This window comes from Flavobacterium sp. 22659 (assembly GCF_052044235.1).
GTDB lineage: Bacteria > Bacteroidota > Bacteroidia > Flavobacteriales > Flavobacteriaceae > Flavobacterium > Flavobacterium johnsoniae.
Genome location: NZ_JBQEMU010000013.1, coordinates 129,021 through 146,350 on the forward strand (window position 1 = coordinate 129,021; position 17,330 = coordinate 146,350).

At 32.6% G+C, this 17,330-nt stretch carries 17 protein-coding genes; 7 read left to right on the plus strand and 10 right to left on the minus strand.

The window, feature by feature from the left end; translation table 11 throughout:
• Nucleotide 1: 1 nt before the first annotated feature.
• Nucleotides 2-913 (minus strand): OmpA family protein, encoded by a 912-nt coding sequence (locus ACTJIW_RS14385; protein WP_440716676.1) that lies wholly within the window; start codon nt 911-913, stop codon nt 2-4.
• Nucleotides 914-1,109: 196 nt separating this feature from the next.
• On the opposite strand from ACTJIW_RS14385, the gene ACTJIW_RS14390 reads away from it, so the two are divergent.
• Both ACTJIW_RS14390 and ACTJIW_RS14395 read left to right on the plus strand, forming a co-directional pair.
• Nucleotides 1,110-1,586: a CYTH domain-containing protein gene (locus ACTJIW_RS14390; RefSeq protein ID WP_440716675.1), complete on the plus strand. Its 477-nt coding sequence runs from the start codon at nt 1,110-1,112 to the stop codon at nt 1,584-1,586.
• A 3-nt stretch (nt 1,587-1,589) separates the two neighbouring features.
• Nucleotides 1,590-2,558: a YpdA family putative bacillithiol disulfide reductase gene (locus ACTJIW_RS14395; RefSeq protein WP_440716674.1), complete on the plus strand. Its 969-nt coding sequence runs from the start codon at nt 1,590-1,592 to the stop codon at nt 2,556-2,558.
• 138 nt (nt 2,559-2,696) lie between these two features.
• On the opposite strand, the gene ACTJIW_RS14400 is transcribed toward ACTJIW_RS14395, so the two are convergent.
• Nucleotides 2,697-4,265 carry a protein adenylyltransferase SelO gene (locus ACTJIW_RS14400; RefSeq protein WP_440716673.1) on the minus strand — a complete coding sequence of 523 codons (1,569 nt, stop codon included), beginning with the start codon at nt 4,263-4,265 and terminating at the stop codon, nt 2,697-2,699.
• Nucleotides 4,266-4,400: 135 nt separating this feature from the next.
• A complete protein-coding gene (gene msrA / locus ACTJIW_RS14405; protein WP_012024855.1) occupies nt 4,401-4,934 on the minus strand; it encodes a peptide-methionine (S)-S-oxide reductase MsrA in 534 nt (177 codons plus the stop codon).
• Nucleotides 4,935-5,114: 180 nt separating this feature from the next.
• Between msrA and ACTJIW_RS14410 the strand changes: the two genes are divergently transcribed.
• Nucleotides 5,115-6,602 carry an aminotransferase class V-fold PLP-dependent enzyme gene (locus ACTJIW_RS14410; protein WP_012024856.1) on the plus strand — a complete coding sequence of 496 codons (1,488 nt, stop codon included), beginning with the start codon at nt 5,115-5,117 and terminating at the stop codon, nt 6,600-6,602.
• 93 nt (nt 6,603-6,695) lie between these two features.
• On the opposite strand, the gene ACTJIW_RS14415 is transcribed toward ACTJIW_RS14410, so the two are convergent.
• The 6 genes from ACTJIW_RS14415 to ACTJIW_RS14440 form a co-directional block, all read right to left on the minus strand.
• On the minus strand, nt 6,696-8,438 hold the full coding sequence (locus tag ACTJIW_RS14415) for an APC family permease (RefSeq protein ID WP_440716672.1): 1,743 nt from the start codon (nt 8,436-8,438) through the stop codon (nt 6,696-6,698).
• Between the two features lie 110 nt (nt 8,439-8,548).
• Nucleotides 8,549-9,019 (minus strand): nuclear transport factor 2 family protein, encoded by a 471-nt coding sequence (locus ACTJIW_RS14420; RefSeq protein ID WP_440716671.1) that lies wholly within the window; start codon nt 9,017-9,019, stop codon nt 8,549-8,551.
• Between the two features lie 51 nt (nt 9,020-9,070).
• Nucleotides 9,071-9,601 carry a hypothetical protein gene (locus ACTJIW_RS14425; RefSeq protein ID WP_440716670.1) on the minus strand — a complete coding sequence of 177 codons (531 nt, stop codon included), beginning with the start codon at nt 9,599-9,601 and terminating at the stop codon, nt 9,071-9,073.
• A gap of 11 nt (nt 9,602-9,612) precedes the next feature.
• Nucleotides 9,613-10,092, minus strand: coding sequence for a hypothetical protein (locus ACTJIW_RS14430; RefSeq protein WP_149208498.1), 480 nt, complete (start codon nt 10,090-10,092; stop codon nt 9,613-9,615).
• A gap of 6 nt (nt 10,093-10,098) precedes the next feature.
• Nucleotides 10,099-10,776 carry a peptidoglycan DD-metalloendopeptidase family protein gene (locus ACTJIW_RS14435; RefSeq protein WP_440716669.1) on the minus strand — a complete coding sequence of 226 codons (678 nt, stop codon included), beginning with the start codon at nt 10,774-10,776 and terminating at the stop codon, nt 10,099-10,101.
• 11 nt (nt 10,777-10,787) lie between these two features.
• Nucleotides 10,788-11,453 carry a spermidine synthase gene (locus ACTJIW_RS14440; RefSeq protein ID WP_149207224.1) on the minus strand — a complete coding sequence of 222 codons (666 nt, stop codon included), beginning with the start codon at nt 11,451-11,453 and terminating at the stop codon, nt 10,788-10,790.
• A 65-nt stretch (nt 11,454-11,518) separates the two neighbouring features.
• Between ACTJIW_RS14440 and ACTJIW_RS14445 the strand changes: the two genes are divergently transcribed.
• The gene (locus ACTJIW_RS14445) at nt 11,519-12,070 is read left to right on the plus strand and encodes a 1-acyl-sn-glycerol-3-phosphate acyltransferase (protein ID WP_012024863.1); all 552 of its coding nucleotides are present in this window, start codon (nt 11,519-11,521) and stop codon (nt 12,068-12,070) included.
• A gap of 83 nt (nt 12,071-12,153) precedes the next feature.
• Here ACTJIW_RS14445 and ACTJIW_RS14450 read toward each other — a convergent pair whose 3' ends face one another.
• Nucleotides 12,154-12,621, minus strand: a complete 468-nt coding sequence (locus tag ACTJIW_RS14450) for a helix-turn-helix domain-containing protein (protein WP_121361201.1) — start codon at nt 12,619-12,621, stop codon at nt 12,154-12,156.
• Between the two features lie 312 nt (nt 12,622-12,933).
• Between ACTJIW_RS14450 and ACTJIW_RS14455 the strand changes: the two genes are divergently transcribed.
• The 3 genes from ACTJIW_RS14455 to ACTJIW_RS14465 all read left to right on the plus strand — a co-directional run bounded on the left by ACTJIW_RS14455 (nt 12,934) and on the right by ACTJIW_RS14465 (nt 17,323).
• Nucleotides 12,934-14,088: a M14 family metallopeptidase gene (locus ACTJIW_RS14455; RefSeq protein WP_121361202.1), complete on the plus strand. Its 1,155-nt coding sequence runs from the start codon at nt 12,934-12,936 to the stop codon at nt 14,086-14,088.
• A gap of 77 nt (nt 14,089-14,165) precedes the next feature.
• Nucleotides 14,166-14,645 carry an Lrp/AsnC family transcriptional regulator gene (locus ACTJIW_RS14460; protein WP_008468989.1) on the plus strand — a complete coding sequence of 160 codons (480 nt, stop codon included), beginning with the start codon at nt 14,166-14,168 and terminating at the stop codon, nt 14,643-14,645.
• A 92-nt stretch (nt 14,646-14,737) separates the two neighbouring features.
• Nucleotides 14,738-17,323 (plus strand): phosphoenolpyruvate carboxylase, encoded by a 2,586-nt coding sequence (locus ACTJIW_RS14465; RefSeq protein WP_440716668.1) that lies wholly within the window; start codon nt 14,738-14,740, stop codon nt 17,321-17,323.
• The last annotated feature ends 7 nt before the right edge of the window (nt 17,324-17,330 follow it).

The window sequence follows — 17,330 nt, forward strand, 5'->3', positions numbered from 1 at the left end:
ATTATTTGATTGTAATTACGGTTCTTCGATTACTTGCTTTTCCTTCGGCAGTTGTATTATCACCCGCTGGTTCGTCAGGACCTTTTGATTCAGTTTCGATTCTCGAAGCTTCAATACCATTTTTAATTAAATAGTTTTTAGTAAAATCAGCTCGTTTTTGTGCTAGAACAATATTTGATTCTCTATTTCCCACATTATCGCTGTGTCCAACAATTAAAACAGAAGCATTTTTTACATTTTCTAAATATTTAGAAATATCAGATACTTTCTGTTTTTCATCATTAGTTAAATTAAAACTGGATTTATTAGTATTGAAATGAAGCGTCAGCGGATCAGCGTTGATTTTATCTTTTAATGCTGACCATTCATCAGTAACCGCAGAAGTTGTATCGGCAGTTTCAAATTTGTATTCAACAGGTCCAATTAAGGTATCAGCATTTGTTTCCCAGCTGTTTATGATTTTTCCTTCAGTATCTAATTGAGAAGATGCTACCCCTTTAGAAACAAAGTAATTCTTAACATTATTTGCCCTTGCGAGACCAAGATTTTCAAATTTGGTAGTATTCGTTTCATCAGATGTTGCGTAACCCGTAATTGTTACTTTTTGTATAGGATTTGAAACTAAAAAAGTTTTAAGATTTTCAATTCCAATTGAAATAGAGTCACTTATTGGCTGAATCAGGGCAGAATTATTTTTTAAGAATTTAAAATTATCATTTGTTTGATATTCAAATCCGGAGCCATTCAGTACAAAAGGGACAAAATTTTCGTTCTTAATTACCGTTGGAGGTGCTTTTTCGGGACCAGCCTTCGGTTCGGTCACAGCGCAATTGCAGCAAAACTTTATGTACAAAAAAGTACCTAAAATTATGGTGAGAGCAATGCCTAATAGGTAAAGTGCTTTTTTAGACATAAGTAAATAAATTAAGATTCAACCAAATTTAACGAAAATTAAAACATGCAACATGTTAATAATCAGGTAAATTGGTTGCATTTTACACTTGTAAAAGTTTAAATTGAAACCAATTAAAAAATTTAGATTTTATTAAACCCAATATTCTGACTGAATTAAATTGAGTAACTTGCAGTAAAATAAATTTAGAATAAAAATGCTCGAAATAGAAAGAAAGTTTCTTGTAAAATCCGATGATTTTAAAGAACAGGCATTTGCAAAAAATAATATTGCACAAGGTTACTTGAGTTCAGTTCCGGAAAGAACCGTTCGTGTTAGAATTAAAGGCGAAAAAGCTTATTTAACGATAAAAGGAATTGGGCATCAAGGCGGTATGTCGCGTTTTGAATGGGAAAATCAAATTCCGCAGGACGAAGCTGCTGAATTATTAAAATTATGCGAAAAAGGCAAAATTGAAAAAACGCGTTATGAAATTAAATCGGGAAATCATATTTACGAAGTAGATGAATTTTATGGAGAAAATGAAGGTTTAATTATGGCAGAAATTGAACTGCAGTCTGAAACAGAAAATTTCGAAAAACCTGACTGGCTGGGCGAAGAAGTTACAAATGATGAAAGATATTACAATGCTTATTTGAGTAAAAATCCATTTAAAAACTGGAGAAAAGAATAATTTATGACAGATCAATATGATTTAATTATTGTGGGAGGCGGACCAATTGGGCTGGCCTGCGCAATTGAAGCTCAAAAGAAAAACTTACGATATTTAATTATAGAAAAAGGAGCCATTGTAAATAGTATTTTTAACTATCCGTTGTACATGACTTTTTTTTCAACTGCCGAAAGACTTGAAATTGGTGATATTCCGTTTAATTGCTTAGCGCCAAAACCAGGACGTCAGGAAGCTTTAGAATATTACCGAAATATTCATCGTTATTTTAATTTCAATATTAATTTATTTGAAAAAGTAACCGAGATAAAAAAAGTCGAAAATTCTCTTTTTGTGGTTTCGACAGATAAAAGTTTGTATCAGTCTAAAAATGTAATTATTGCAACCGGATTCTATGATATTCCAATTTTAATGAATGTAAAAGGGGAGGAATTACCAAAAGTCCGCCATTATTATAAAGAAGCACATGAATATGCTTTTAGAAATGTTTTGGTTGTTGGCGCCAATAATTCGTCTGTAGATGCGGCTTTGGAATGCTGGAGAAAAGGTGCAAATGTAACAATGGTAATTCGTAAAAATGAAATCAACAGCAGAGTAAAATATTGGGTTAAACCCGATGTTGAAAACCGAATTGCGGAAGGAAGCATAAAAGCTTATTTCGAATCAAACATTACTGAAATTCGTGATAATGAAGTTGAAATTGAAACTCCAAACGGAAAAGTTACTATTGAAAATGATTTTGTTTTAGCTTTAACAGGATACAAACCAGATTTAAATTTTCTTGAAAATATTGGAATTCAGCTTTCTAACGATGAATTGAGAATTCCAGCTTATAATCCTGAAACGATGGAAACAAATGTAGAAGGATTATTTCTCGCAGGTGTTGTGTGCGGCGGTATGCAGACGCATAAATGGTTCATTGAAAATTCAAGAATCCACGCAAATATGATTGTGGATTACATAACTACAAAATAATAGCTTTGAATTATAGTATGTATTTTTTATACAATGTCAGTTCGAGCGAAGACGAGAACAAACAAGCATCTCGACTTCGCTCGGTATGACAACCTTTTATAATTAGTAAAAAAATAGTGTAATTTGTGCCAATAAAACTTAGGAACTGCAAGAAAGCATTGAACAGCCAACTTTAGATCTTGCCCAGTCTGGTCGTTTGGCAAACCATTTTTGGTATTCCGGCTGTTCGTCATACGGTTTTTGCAGTAAAGTATAAAGTTCATTTACCAACAAATAATCTTCTTTATCAGCAGCATCAATAGCTAATTGCGCCATATAATTTCGAAGTACATATTTCGGATTAATTAAGTTCATTTTTTGTAAACGTACTTCATCTGATAATACTTCTGCATTTAATCTATCAAGATATACAGAGAACCATTTCTTCCAAGCATCTAAAATTTCTCCTGAAACTTCTTCAATTTTATAAAAAGCAAATTGATTTTTTTCAATAGCTTTTTCAACTGAATCTGTTTTTTTGACAGAACTTAAATTCCTAAAAAAGATAGTCATATCAGTTTCTGTTAATTGTAAAACAGCTTCCAGATTATCAATTAAATCATTATCAGTTTCTGTTGAAGTAAAGAGCCCTAATTTGTTTAGAAACATTTCTTTATAATCTAAAATAAAATCATCCATAAATGATTCTAAGATTTTTTCTAATCCTTCGGTTTCATTAATTAAAGGATAAATAGCATTTGCCAATTGGTATAAATTCCAATGTGCAACTTGCGGCTGATTTCCAAAACGATATCTCTTGTTCTGGCTGTCTGTCGTATTTGGAGTCCAGTTTGGATCGTAATTTTCAAGCCAGCCATAAGGTCCGTAATCAATTGTAATTCCGTGAACCGACATATTATCAGTATTCATAACACCATGAACGAAACCAACTCGCTGCCAATGCAAAATCATTTCGCGTGTCGTATCAGCCACTTTTTTAAAGAATTGTAAATACTGCTCTTTGGGTTCGCCTGTAATTTCAGGGAAATAATGTTTGATGGTATATTCTACAAACTGTTTTAAATTTTTAAGCTCATTTCGGGCAGCCAGCATTTCAAAACTTCCAAAGCGAATAAACGAAGGAGCAACGCGGCAAACAACAGCACCTTTTTCATAGGCAGGATTACCATTATATAAAATATCACGCAAAACCTGATCTCCGGAAAGTATTAATGAAAGTGATCGGGTTGTGGGAACACCTAAATGATACATCGCTTCGGCGCATAAATATTCTCGTATCGAAGAACGCAAGACAGCTAAACCGTCAGCAGTTCTGGAATAGGGAGTCTTTCCTGCGCCTTTTAATTGAAGCGTATAAAATGTATTGTTATTTTCAACTTCAGTTAAATTGATTGCGCGGCCGTCTCCTAACTGTCCTGCCCAATTACCAAACTGATGTCCGGCATAACACATTGCATAAGGCTGCGTTTCAGGAAGAATTTCTTTTCCTGAAAAAACATTCAAAAATTCTTCAGAATGGATTTCTTCTTTTGAAATACCAACTAATGCCGCTGTTTCTTCAGAAGCGTGAATTAGTTTTGGATTTGAAGGTTTTGTTGGATTTACATACGAAAACGCCGTATTCTTCACCTGACGAGTTTCATTCGTTAAGTCAGGATCTGCAGGTAATTCGGCAGTAAATCGATTATTTATTTTTAAATTTTTCATTTGAGTTTTTGTTCAGCCCACAGATCAGACAGGTTAAAAACTGATCAAACGGATCTATTTAAATCTATAATCTGTCTTTTATTTGCATAAAAAAAAGAAATCCGTTTAATCTGTGTAATCTGTGGTCTATTCTTTTTAGCTGATCAATTTATCAGCGTACATTTTTTTTAGTTTTTGAACCTTTGGATCGATTACAAACTGGCAGTAACCAGCTTCCTGATTGTTATTGTAATAGTTTTGATGATAATCTTCGGCTTCATAAAACACTTCAAACGGTTTTAACTGCGTTACAATTTGATCAGCATAAACTGGCTGTACTTCTTCAAATACTTTTTCAGCAATTTCTTTTTGTGCTTCATCATGATATAAAATGATAGAGCGGTATTGCGTTCCGCTGTCGCCTCCCTGACGATTTAAAGTTGTAGGGTCGTGGCTTGTCATAAAAACAGTAAGCAAATCATGATATGAAATTATGTCAGAGTCAAACGTAACCTGAATAACTTCTGCATGTCCCGTTCTTCCTGTGCATACCTCACGATACGCCGGATTTTTTATAAAGCCGTCTGAATAACCAGATTTTATTATTTCAACTCCTTTTAAACGCTGAATTACAGCTTCTACACACCAAAAACATCCACCACCAAAAGTGGCTGTTGATAAATTTCCCATAAATGTAATGTTTAAGTTTACATGCCCTATTAATCCGATAGAATATTGTGATAATTTATCTAAAAAACATCCTTTTAACTAAAGATACCAAAAGTTTATTCAATATTTAAAGTTTATAATTGATAAATTCTCAATATTATAAAAAAGCAATATATTTGCAGTCAAACACAGGCACAACAAATGAATACCAAAAATAGTACCATCAGTCTAGAAACTTATTTTCAGGAATTTAGACATCATATCGTTGGCATAGATCAGGAATTTATGTCACCTTTTGGCAAAAAAAACATTATTTATACCGATTGGACTGCCAGCGGAAGGCTTTACAGACCAATTGAGGAGAAACTTTTGAACCAATTTGGACCATTTGTTGCCAATACACATACTGAAACTACCGTGTCAGGTACTGCCATGACAAAGGCTTACCATCATGCGAGACATATTATTAAACGTCATACTAATGCAAACGAAGATGATGTTTTGATTACAGATGGAACCGGAATGACTGGAGTTATCAATAAATTCCAACGTATTCTGGGTTTGAAAATCCCTGAAAACCTTAAAAATTTTACGACTGTTCCAGCAGAAAAAAAACCTATTGTTTTTATTTCGCACATGGAGCATCACTCTAATCAAACCTCTTGGTTAGAGACTATTGCAGATGTTGAAATTATTCCATCTTGCGAAAAAGGTTTGTTTTGTTTAGATAATTTAGAGTTACTGCTGCAAAAGTACAGCGACAGAACTATAAAAATTGCTTCTATAACTTCCTGTTCGAATGTTACGGGAATAAAAACTCCTTTTCATGATGCTGCAAAATTAATGCATCAATACAATGGAGTCTGCTTTGTAGATTTTGCCTGCTCTGGTCCTTATGTTGAAATCGATATGCATCCAAAAGATCCGGAATCTTATTTGGACGCGATTTTCTTTTCACCTCATAAATTTCTCGGTGGTCCTGGAACTTCGGGAGTTTTGATATTCAACAAAAAATTATACAACAATATGATTCCTGATTGTCCGGGAGGAGGAACGGTAAGCTGGACAAATCCATGGGGCGAACATAAATATATTGACAATATTGAGGATCGCGAAGATGGCGGAACTCCGGGATTTCTTCAGGTTATTAAAACCGCTTTGGCAATTGAGCTGAAAGAAGAAATGGGAATCGAAAACATTCTGGAGCGTGAGCATGAAATTGTAGATTTTGTTTTCAAAGAACTGGAACCTGTTGAGAATATTAAAATTTTAGCAGGACAGCATAAAAAACGTTTAGGCGTAATTTCATTTTTTATTGAGGATCTGCATTTTAACTTAGGCGTGAAATTATTAAACGACCGATTTGGAATCCAGACTCGCGGCGGATGCAGCTGTGCAGGAACTTATGGTCATTATTTATTGCACGTAGATCAGGAGACTTCTAATAAACTGGTTAACGAAATTACAATTGGTGATTTGATCAAAAAACCGGGATGGATTAGAATGTCAATTCATCCAACGACAACTGATGAAGAAATTGCTTTTGTCTGTGAGAGTATTAAAGATTTAGCTAAAAATCATAAAACCTGGGCTTTAGACTATTCTTACAATAAAAATACAAATGAGTTTGTTCATAAAAATGCAGTTTCATTTGAAGATGAATTGGTAGAAAGCTGGTTTAAATCTTAACTTTATCATTGCCTATATATAGTAAACCCGACAGATTTTTAAAACCTGTCGGGTTTGTTATTTTATGAGAAAGATGTTTTCTGCTTAAAAAAATTACATAATCAAACGTACGCCGCCAAGATCTGAAACACGATACGAAAATTTGTTTCCCGGAGAACCTATAAACATAAAGTTTTTAGGAATTTTCCATTTCTGAGATAATTCGTCTATAATTTCGGGACCAAAAACACCTTCAATTTCAAAGTATTCAATATCTATATTGTCGTAAGCTCGATCCAGAACTTCTAAATCTTTTACCAGAGCTTCGTTTATAAGGCCGTCATTTTTTACATAAACAATTTTTAGCTTTTTGGTCGTTTCGTTGCCTTCTACATATTGAAGAACTTTGTTTAAAATGGCAATATTATCACCTTTGGTAAAAAAAACAAATTCCTGAGAATTAATTTCGGCACTTAAATTTTGAAGGTAACGATTGCTGAGAATTACCATTTTGCGAAGCGGCTGATAGAAATATTCTAAAATTTCGATAAGCACTTTTATAAGCATAACACGATTGAGCATTATTCCGATGAAAATCAGAGCCGGAACCATGTATTGCAAAAAGGTGTAAAAAGCATTAATGTTTAATTTCATATTTCCGATAAAAGCGGCAATGATAAAAGAAACGGCAGCAAATACAGCCAATCCGTGCGCGCGCTCTGGTCTTGGTAATTTTCGTCTTTTAAATTTAAGAAGCAGATTCCCGATTCCGAATAAAGCCATTACGGCTAAAAATGAAAAAGTATAAACCCCGGCCAAAGATTCTAAATGACCGTTTGTAGCAAAAAGCACTGATATACAAAGAATCAAAAAGCTGATTACGATTCTATAATGTGAACCTCTTTTGTTTTGTTTTAAAAAAAAGTTAGGCAAGATTCTGTCAAGAGTCATTCGGTTTAATAATCCTGAGACACCCACAAATGAAGTTAAAACGGCACCGCATAAAACTAAAACGGCATCTATAGAAATAAGCCACGCCAGCCATGATCCGCCTGTTGTTTCTCCTAAATGTGCTAAAAGTGATTCTTTGTTTTCTCCAACTTGCGCCAGGGGAATTACGCTTATTAACAAAATTGCAATTACGGGATTAAAAAAACTGACAAGCGCCCACATATTGCGCAGTGTTTTTGGAAAAACGCCCTGCTGCTGTTCTTCTACAAAGTTGGCAGAACTTTCAAAACCGGAAATTCCGAGCATTGCTGCAGAAAAACCCAAAAAAAGAGCAGTTTTCATACTGCCAAATGCAATAGGCGTTTCCCAATTAATATGAAAAACGTTTAATCCGTGATTTAAAATAAACCAAATCGAAGCGAGAACGAGCAAACTCAAAGTGGCGATATGGGTTACAAAAATGATAACAGCCACAAAAGCAGATTCACCAATTCCGAGGATTGCGAGAAAAGTAAATAAAACTAAAACAATTACTGTGGCAATGGTGACATTTAATCCTTCAAAAATTCCGTGCAGGTAATGCATTCCTTCTGAAGCCGAAATTACAGCCGTTGCCATATAAGACAAAACGGTTAATGTGGCTGCCAGAGATGCTAAACGTTTTGTAGATGTATTTAATAGGACATTGTAAGCTCCTCCATTTAAAGGAATTGCCCCAACAACTTCACCATAAATTTTTCTGAATAAAAATAAAACGACTGCTACAATTAAAAGAGAAATCCAAGCATATTGTCCTGCATACAAAATCGTTAACGCCGATACGTAAAGACAGGATGAACTAATATCGTTTCCACAGATTGCCGTTGCCTGCAATTGATTTAACTTTTTGTGTATTATTTCTTTCATGTTTTTTATTATTACAACACGATTAATTCAGCAGCAAGTAAATTATAATCTATACAGAGGCAGATATTGAAAGCAGACTAAAATACTTTTAGTGATATTATATGCAGAAATTATTTCGATTCCTGAAATTTCTTTAAAGAAAGCAATGCCTGCTGCTGGATTTTTTTATGAAAAAAACCTGTCCAGCCCAGTAAATATCCGGTAGTTCCAAAAGCTTGTTTTGACCATTTCCAAACATCAAAACTATCTGTATGTTTGATAATTAATCCGTCTTGAAAAGTAAATTCGGCAGAAATTCTGTTTACTACTGTTCGGTTGGTTTTACTAAAATTATAAGTAGCCACCCATTTTGCAGATCCTGTAAACTCATCAGCTTTAACATCAAAAAAATCAATTTTAATGTTTCCTTTGCTTCTGGATAAAAGCATTTCCCACATTTTAGAAACTTGTTCTCCTTTTAATAAACCAAATGCCGGATCAATAAAATGAACTTTTGGATGATAACATTCAGCCATTGTTTTAAAATCAGAATTGGAAAAAGCGGTATAGAACTTTGTGATTAAAGCTTCGTTGGGAGTCATAAATTTGAAATTAGAATATAAATATAAGCTTTATTTTATAAAATGTTTTGTTTACAAAACACTAATTTCTTTCGCAGTGTCGTAACTCTTCTTAGATGTATCGTAAGCCGTTGAAAAATAATTCTTTTTGTTATGCGCAGTAAAATATCCAGTTTCGTTTCCAAAAGTATTTGAACCGCCGTTTATAATAAACCGAACAGCATAAATATCATTTTTTTTCAGTTTAGCAAATTCGGCAGGCGTAAAGTAATAATATGATGTTGTTTTTCCATCAGATGATTCTTTTACGTTTTTGTCTACACAGGCAATAACATCGGCATTAGCCAAATCTACATAAAGTCCGCCGGCAATTCTGGCTTTATCATTTGATGTTGCAATGGTGATTTTTAAAATGCCGCCTTTATCTGTTTTTGCAATCTGAATATTGGTTTCGCCTGTAAAAGCATATTTTTCGCAGATAAATGTATAATCCTGTGTTGCCGGAAATGGCTGAGAACCTTTTACGCTTATGGTTTGCTGCGCATTAACATTTACAAAAGCTGCAATAAACAGTAATAAAAGCAGTGGCATTTTTAATTTCATATAGTTGTACTTTATTGTTCGGCTATTTTGGCATCAAATTTTTCATCCCAGTCCATTGATTTTATGGCAGATATTAAATTTTCTTCGTTTACAAAAACGCGAAGTTCCTTGTTAGCTACTTTTTTACTGTATAAAGCGTGATAACGGTAAATAACTTCGTTTTTAGTTTTATAAACTCCGTCTAATTTCAAATCAATAAAACTTCCATAATATTGTCTAAATCTTGTACAGGTTTTAGTCAATCGTTCTTCTGTCGTATTTTCTCTAACAGACTGAGTAACTTCAGTTTCATTAAAAGGTTTGAACTTTGATGTGTTACAGGTTTCTAAAACTCTTTTTCCTAGTTCATAAGCTTTTCTCTGCTGTTCAGAACTAATTTCGGCATTAGAAACTTTTTTAATTTTTAAATCTTCAGTATCTCTGCTTACAGTTTTAGATTTACATCCAATTAATAATAATAGCAAACATATAATCAATCCCGCTTTCTTCATAATCATTTAAGTTATTTTTAATAATAAGTTAGGGTCGGGGCAATTTTCTATATAAAAATTCAAATCGTTTGTATTGCAGACTCCGGGATAATCGCCCCATTTGTCTTCCATGTTTTTTATAATCTGAAAGTGAACATGGGGTGCATAATCTCCGTTAACAGTTGAATTTCCTAATGTGGCAATTTGACTGCCTTTTTTAAAAATTGTCCCAACGGTAAGGTTTTCTATACTTTCTAACGATAAATGTCCATATAAAGTATAAAATTTTTCATTTTCAGCTTTATGTTCTAATATTATAGTAGGACCATAGTCTCCAAGACCTTCATTATTTTGAAAACTGTGTACTTTTCCATCAAGCGGTGCTAAAACAGCAGTTCCGGCTTTTGCCCATAAATCAAGGCCTATATGAATATTTCTTTCGGCAATAGAATCGTTTTTAAAAATGGTGCTTCTTTTATATAAGTTACGTCCTTCAATGTAGCCGCCATAAGCAACCTCTGCATTATTATCTGCTAAATATCCAAAAATAAACCGCTCAAAATCTTCAGATGTTTCAGGTTTACTTTCGACTAATTCTGTATTCGTTATAGATAAATCTAAAGGAAGATATTTTGAAAAATCAATAGAGGCATCAATAATTTTAGTAGGTGGTAAGGCTTTTAATATAGATTCAAGAGGTTTCATAAAGATAATATTTAAGGCTGCTTTTCGATTATTATTAGTTCATTATGCACTTCTATGCGGGGCAGCATTTTTGAAGTAAACAATTTTGGATTTATTTCAGATATATACTTTCTGTTCCTAACATTATGAGCTTCGTCTAAAATCATTGTATTAAATAAAACGAAGCCGAGATCTTTTAAAAGAAAACAAATTCTCTCGCTGAAAAACTTTTCAAACAAAAAGTTGGGCATATTGGTATCTTCAAAAATATCAATAATTATTAAATCATATTTATCTTTTGTTTTTAAAACAAATTCAAAAGCATCATCAATTACAATTTCGAGCTGTTGTATTTCATTTAAGTTAAAATACTGATTGGCAATCTGAATCATCTCGGCATCAATTTCAACACCCGTAATTTTTCCTTTATATTCGATTTCATCAACCAGCGTTTTGATTACACTGCCGCCGGCAACTCCCAGAACCAATATATGATCCATTTCGAGAACTTTATTGTAACCAATATTTCGAAGTCCGTATCTTAATATACGCTGCAGACTTCCGTAAGAGTAATTAGTGTTTTCAGAATCTAAAACCAGCTCTCCATTTGCCCATGTAACTTCGATAACTTTGCTTCTGGCCGATTTTTTTTTGAAGATTTTAATTGGATAAAGATAACTGAATAGTTTTTGAATCATTTTGTAATGCTTTTACTCAAAAATACCATTTTAAATCTTTTATTTTGCAAGAAATATCAATTTTAATGAAGAAAAGACTATACAAATTCATCTTTTATAAGCTAATGGGCTGGAAGATAGTAGGAATAGAAAATGCCGAAGTGAAAAAATGTATATTAATGGTGATGCCTCATACAAGTAACCATGATTTTTATATTGGTTTATTAACCAGAGGGATTTCCGGTCTGCAGATGAATTGGGTTGGAAAGAAAGAATTATTCAAATTTCCGTTTGGATATTATTTTAGAAATGTTGGCGGTGAACCAATTGACCGCACAGGCGGATTAAATAAAGTAGATTCTATCGCTGCTATTTTTGATCGTAAAGAAGTTTTTCGTTTAGCAGTTGCTCCGGAAGGAACCAGAAAAGGAGTAACCGAAATTAAAACGGGTTTTTATTATATCGCACTTAAAGCGAATGTGCCAATTGTTCCTGTAGCTTTTGACTGGGGCAAAAAAGAAGTTAATCTTGGAAAGCCATTTTACCCAACAGGGAATTATGAAGCTGATTGGGAAATTTTAAAACAGCATTATAAAGGTGTTTTAGGAAAAATTCCAGGAAACGGAATTCAGATCTAAAATTTGGATATTTTTTCTGATTCGTGAGAATCGCTTAAATGAAAAATAATTTTAAAAAATTTCAAATACGCGAAATTTTCGACTTATGGTACATAAGCCTTAAAAGTTCCGTTTTTGTAGAAAAATACAATTTTCTCAATTTCGTCTTCTTCAAAACTTATATTTGACCTTTTGGGTTCTGCGTAATTTTTAACTGGAGTTTTTTCTTCTTCATAATGTAACTGAGAAAACAAATCAATCTCTGAATTGTTTTCATTTAATGAAGCAGGGGAGTCTTCACTTTTTAGATCAGATTTAGATTCAAATTTTAAAGTTTCATTTTCAGATTTAGGGAAATTTCCTTTTCCTAAAAGCATCCAATATAAATCTACTTCTGGAAAAACATCCAGAATTTTCATGACAAAATCAAGACTTGGTTTGTTTCTTCCAGACAATAGGTGAGACATACTAGATCGCTGTACACCAATTTTATCTGCAAAAGAAGAAGCGTTTAGTCCGTAATAATCGAGTATTATTTCCAGTCTTTTTACAAAATCATCGATGTTTACCATTGTAAATTATATTTAAAATTTAACCTGTTTACAAATGTAATTAAAAAGATTCTATAATGCAATTTTACAGTTGTAAATACTCTAAATTATATACAAATAAGCCAATAATTACTTTATATAATGATATATAAATCACTGAAATATAATGTTTTAATTTTTAAAACTTAAAGTAATAACAATTGTTAACTGCTTTTTAAAGAAATACTTGAATTTAATCTAAAAACCTGTTTACATTTCTAAATTCAGTTATTTTTTCAATGTTTACAATTGTAAAAATAAAGATGTTTACTTTTGTAAACTAATCAAAACACAATGAATTTAGAAGAATTATTTAACCAATACAAAGAACAATCAATCGAAGGACGTTATCTAACTTTAGATCATATCAAACCTTTATTAGATAAATTAAATACTAATAATGAAGTAAAAGTTATTGGCAGATCTGTTTTAGGAGAACCTATATATAGTTACCAATTTGGGACAGGAAAAACACGTATATATTTATGGTCTCAAATGCACGGTAACGAAAGCACTACAACCAAAGCACTTTTTGACTTTATTAATGTATTAAACAGCAAATCTGATTTTGCAGTAAAGATGCTTACTACATTTACATTTTATGCTATTCCTATTCTAAATCCTGACGGCGCCAGGCTTTATACTCGCGAGAATGCTAATAAAATTGACTTAAACCGCGATTCTCAAAACCTTACACAGCCGGAAAGTAATGTTCTAAGAGAGGTTTTTGAGGCTTTTAAACCTGATTTCTGTTTTAATCTTCACGATCAGCGTACTATTTTTGGTGCAGGCGACACAGGAAAGCCTGCAACGGTTTCTTTTTTGGCTCCATCTTATAATGAGGAAAGAGAAATAAATGAAAACCGCCAAAAAGCTATCAATTTAATTGCCGGAATTAACGATGAATTACAGAAATATATTCCCGGACAAGTGGGCAGATTTGACGATTCGTTCAATATAAACTGTATAGGAGACACTTTTCAGTTTTTAGGTGTTCCTACTATATTATTTGAAGCAGGCCATTATCCTAACGACTACGATAGGGAAATCACTAGAAAATACATATTTTTCTCACTAATTTCAAGCTTTAAGCTCATAAGCGAAAACGATTTAGTTGTCAATAGAAATTCCGATTATTTGAATATTTCACAAAATAAAGTGGTTTTTTATGATTTTATGTATAAAAATATCAAAATAAATTATGATGGTATCGAAATTATTACGAATTTTGTCGCACAATACAAAGAAGAATTGATTGAAAATAAGATTCATTTTAATGCTTACATAGTCGAAGCAGGCGAATTGGAAAATTATTTTGGTCATTACGAATACGATGGAAGAGGAGCTGTTTATTCTGATGATTATTCTAATATTCCGAAAATGAACCAAAAAGCAGATTTTTATTTAAATAAAAACATTAAATTTGTTAACGGGTTGATAAAAAGTTAATTTTTATGTGAATTTGTTATTTTTTATATATATTTTTATACTTTGTAATAGCAATTAGTAATATTAATTAAAGAATTATGAGTAAATTTCGTTTAGATGAAGTAGATCACCAGATTTTAGATATGTTAATAGACAACACGAGAGTACCGTTTACTGACATTGCAAAAAAACTATTGATTTCTGCTGGTACAGTACACGTTAGAGTAAAAAAGATGGAGGATGCCGGTATCATCATGGGGTCTTCATTAGCCTTAGATTACGATAAATTAGGTTATTCATTTATTGCTTATGTTGGGGTTTTCCTTAACAATACATCACAAACTAAATTTGTACTAGAGCGTATCAATCAAATTCCGTTCGTAACAGTAGCTTCTGTAACGACAGGAAAATTCAATATCTTTTGTAAAATCAGAGCAAAAGATACTAAACACGCAAAAGAAGTTATTTTCATGATTGATGATATCGATGGTGTTTACAGAACTGAAACTATGATTTCATTAGAGGAAAGTATTAACGATAAGAAGCGTTTGATGCATACTATTTTTAAAAATATGTAAAAATTCCTCTTGAATGCTATATTATAAAATATACCTCAAGTTTTTCTTGGGGTTTTTTTATGACTAATTAACCAACCAACTATAACACAATTATGTACACGTTGCCAAAAATAGAACGTTTTAACAAAGACGTTCTTTCTAAATATCACATTTACAATAGTGTTTTCATAACATTACCATTTGATTCTATAGATAACACAGGAGTTTTACTTCCTTTATTTACAGAAACCTGCGAAACGGGATTTAAAAAACAGGAAACACCAAAAGAAATTTTTGATTTCTTTTCGAATAAGTTCCTAAACAATGCTTCAGAAACTGAGAAAATCGATCTTATGTTTCGATTTATTCAATATATCGAGCGTCAGATTGTATTATTTGATGCTATTGAAGATGCAGCTTTTCCTGAAGTTAATAATATGGAAGGACGCGGATCTTTGCGAGATATTAAAGAAAAATCAGATGCTAAGGAAAAAGACGATGAACTGGTAGATTTCTTAGAAAGCTTTAATGTCCGCACTGTTTTAACAGCACACCCAACACAATTTTATCCTGGGCCGGTACTTGGAATTATAAATGATTTGACAGAAGCAATACGTCAGAATGATTTATTGCAAATTAAACAATTGCTTGCGCAGCTGGGGAAAACACCTTTTATTCAGCACGAAAAACCAAATCCTTACGACGAAGCGGTAAGTTTAATTTGGTACCTTGAAAATGTATTCTATGCTACGGCTGGAGAAATTGTACATTATCTTCAAAAAAATCTTCACGATGGAAACCCAATCAAGAACCAATTGATAAAACTTGGATTCTGGCCTGGAGGTGACCGCGACGGAAATCCATTTGTTACAACAGAAATTACTCTTAAAGTTGCAGATCGTTTAAGAACTTCAATTTTAAAGTGCTATTATGTTGAAATGAGAAACTTAAAAAGAAAGCTAACTTTCTCAGGTGTAGATACTTTGGTGTCTGATCTTGAACATAAGCTTTACCGTTCTGTTTTTTATTCTAAAGGTGAAATTTTCATCACGTTAGACGAATTATTAACGCAGTTGAATACTATTCGTACTATAATTATTGAAAAACATCAATCATTATATCTAGATGAATTAGAAGCACTTTTAGTAAAAATTAATCTATTCGGATTCCATTTTGCTACTTTAGATATTCGTCAGAACAGTAAAATTCACAATGCCGTATTTAAAGATGTTGTGAATTATTATTTGAATTCTGGTTCAGATATTTTTCCTAAGAATTATTATGATTTAACAGAAGATCAAAAAATCGATGTTTTATCAAAAGTACAAGGGAATTTAAATCCTGCCGATTTTGAAAACGAAATTACAAGATCGACTTTAGAATCTGTTCAGGCTATCAAAACGATTCAGGCAAACAATGGTGAAGAAGGCGCTAATCGTTACATTATCAGCAACAATGAAAGTGCTCTGAATGTAATGGAGACTTTTGCAATGATCCGCTTAAACAATTGGGAAAACCCAACTGTTGATATTATCCCGCTTTTTGAATCTGTTGATGACTTACAGAATGCGCACCAAATTATGGAGCAGCTGTATACTAATCCGGAATATTCTAAACATTTAAAATCAAGAGGAAATGAGCAGACAATTATGCTTGGTTTCTCTGATGGAACAAAAGACGGCGGTTATTTAATGGCTAACTGGAGTATTTATCAGGCTAAAATTTCGTTGACTGAAATTTCAAGAAAATACGGAATTAAAGCTATTTTCTTTGACGGACGTGGCGGACCTCCTGCACGAGGCGGTGGAAAAACACATAAATTCTACGCTTCATTAGGACCAAAAATTGAAAATAAAGAAATCCAGATAACAGTTCAGGGACAAACTATTAGTTCTAATTTTGGAACTTTAGATTCTTGCCGTTTTAATATCGAAAACTTATTAAGTGCCGGTGTTACGAATCAGGTATTTGGTAAAGAAAAGAATGAATTATCTGCAGAAGAAACTCAAATCCTGACACAATTAGCTGATTTAGGATATGAGAAGTATTTGAACTTTAAAAATCATCCGAAATTTATTCCTTATTTGGAAAAAATGAGTACGCTGAAATATTATTCTAAAACAAACATTGGAAGCCGTCCATCAAAAAGAAGCAAGTCTGAATCATTAGATTTTGCTGATTTAAGAGCAATTCCGTTTGTGGGTTCTTGGAGTCAGTTAAAACAAAATGTACCGGGATTTTTTGGAGTAGGAACAGCTTTAAAACATTTTGAGGAATCTGGCCAGTGGGACAAAGTAAGTGATTTGTACCACAATTCATTATTCTTTAAAACCCTGCTTGAAAACAGTATGATGTCATTGGCTAAATCATTTTTACCATTAACAGCTTACATGAGAAAAGATCCTGAGTTTGGTGAATTCTGGCAGATTATCCATGATGAATTCTCTGAAACAAAACGTCTTTTATTGAAAATTGCAGGTCATAAAACCTTAATGGAAAATTATCCTGATGGTATAGCTTCAATTCAAATAAGAGAACGTATTGTACTGCCATTGTTGACAATACAACAATATGCATTGTCAAAAATAAATGAATTAAACAAAGAAAGTTCTCCAAACGAAGAGCTTATTAAAGTGTACGAGAAAATTGTAACAAGATCTCTTTTTGGAAATACAAATGCAAGTAGAAATTCAGCTTAAAATAACA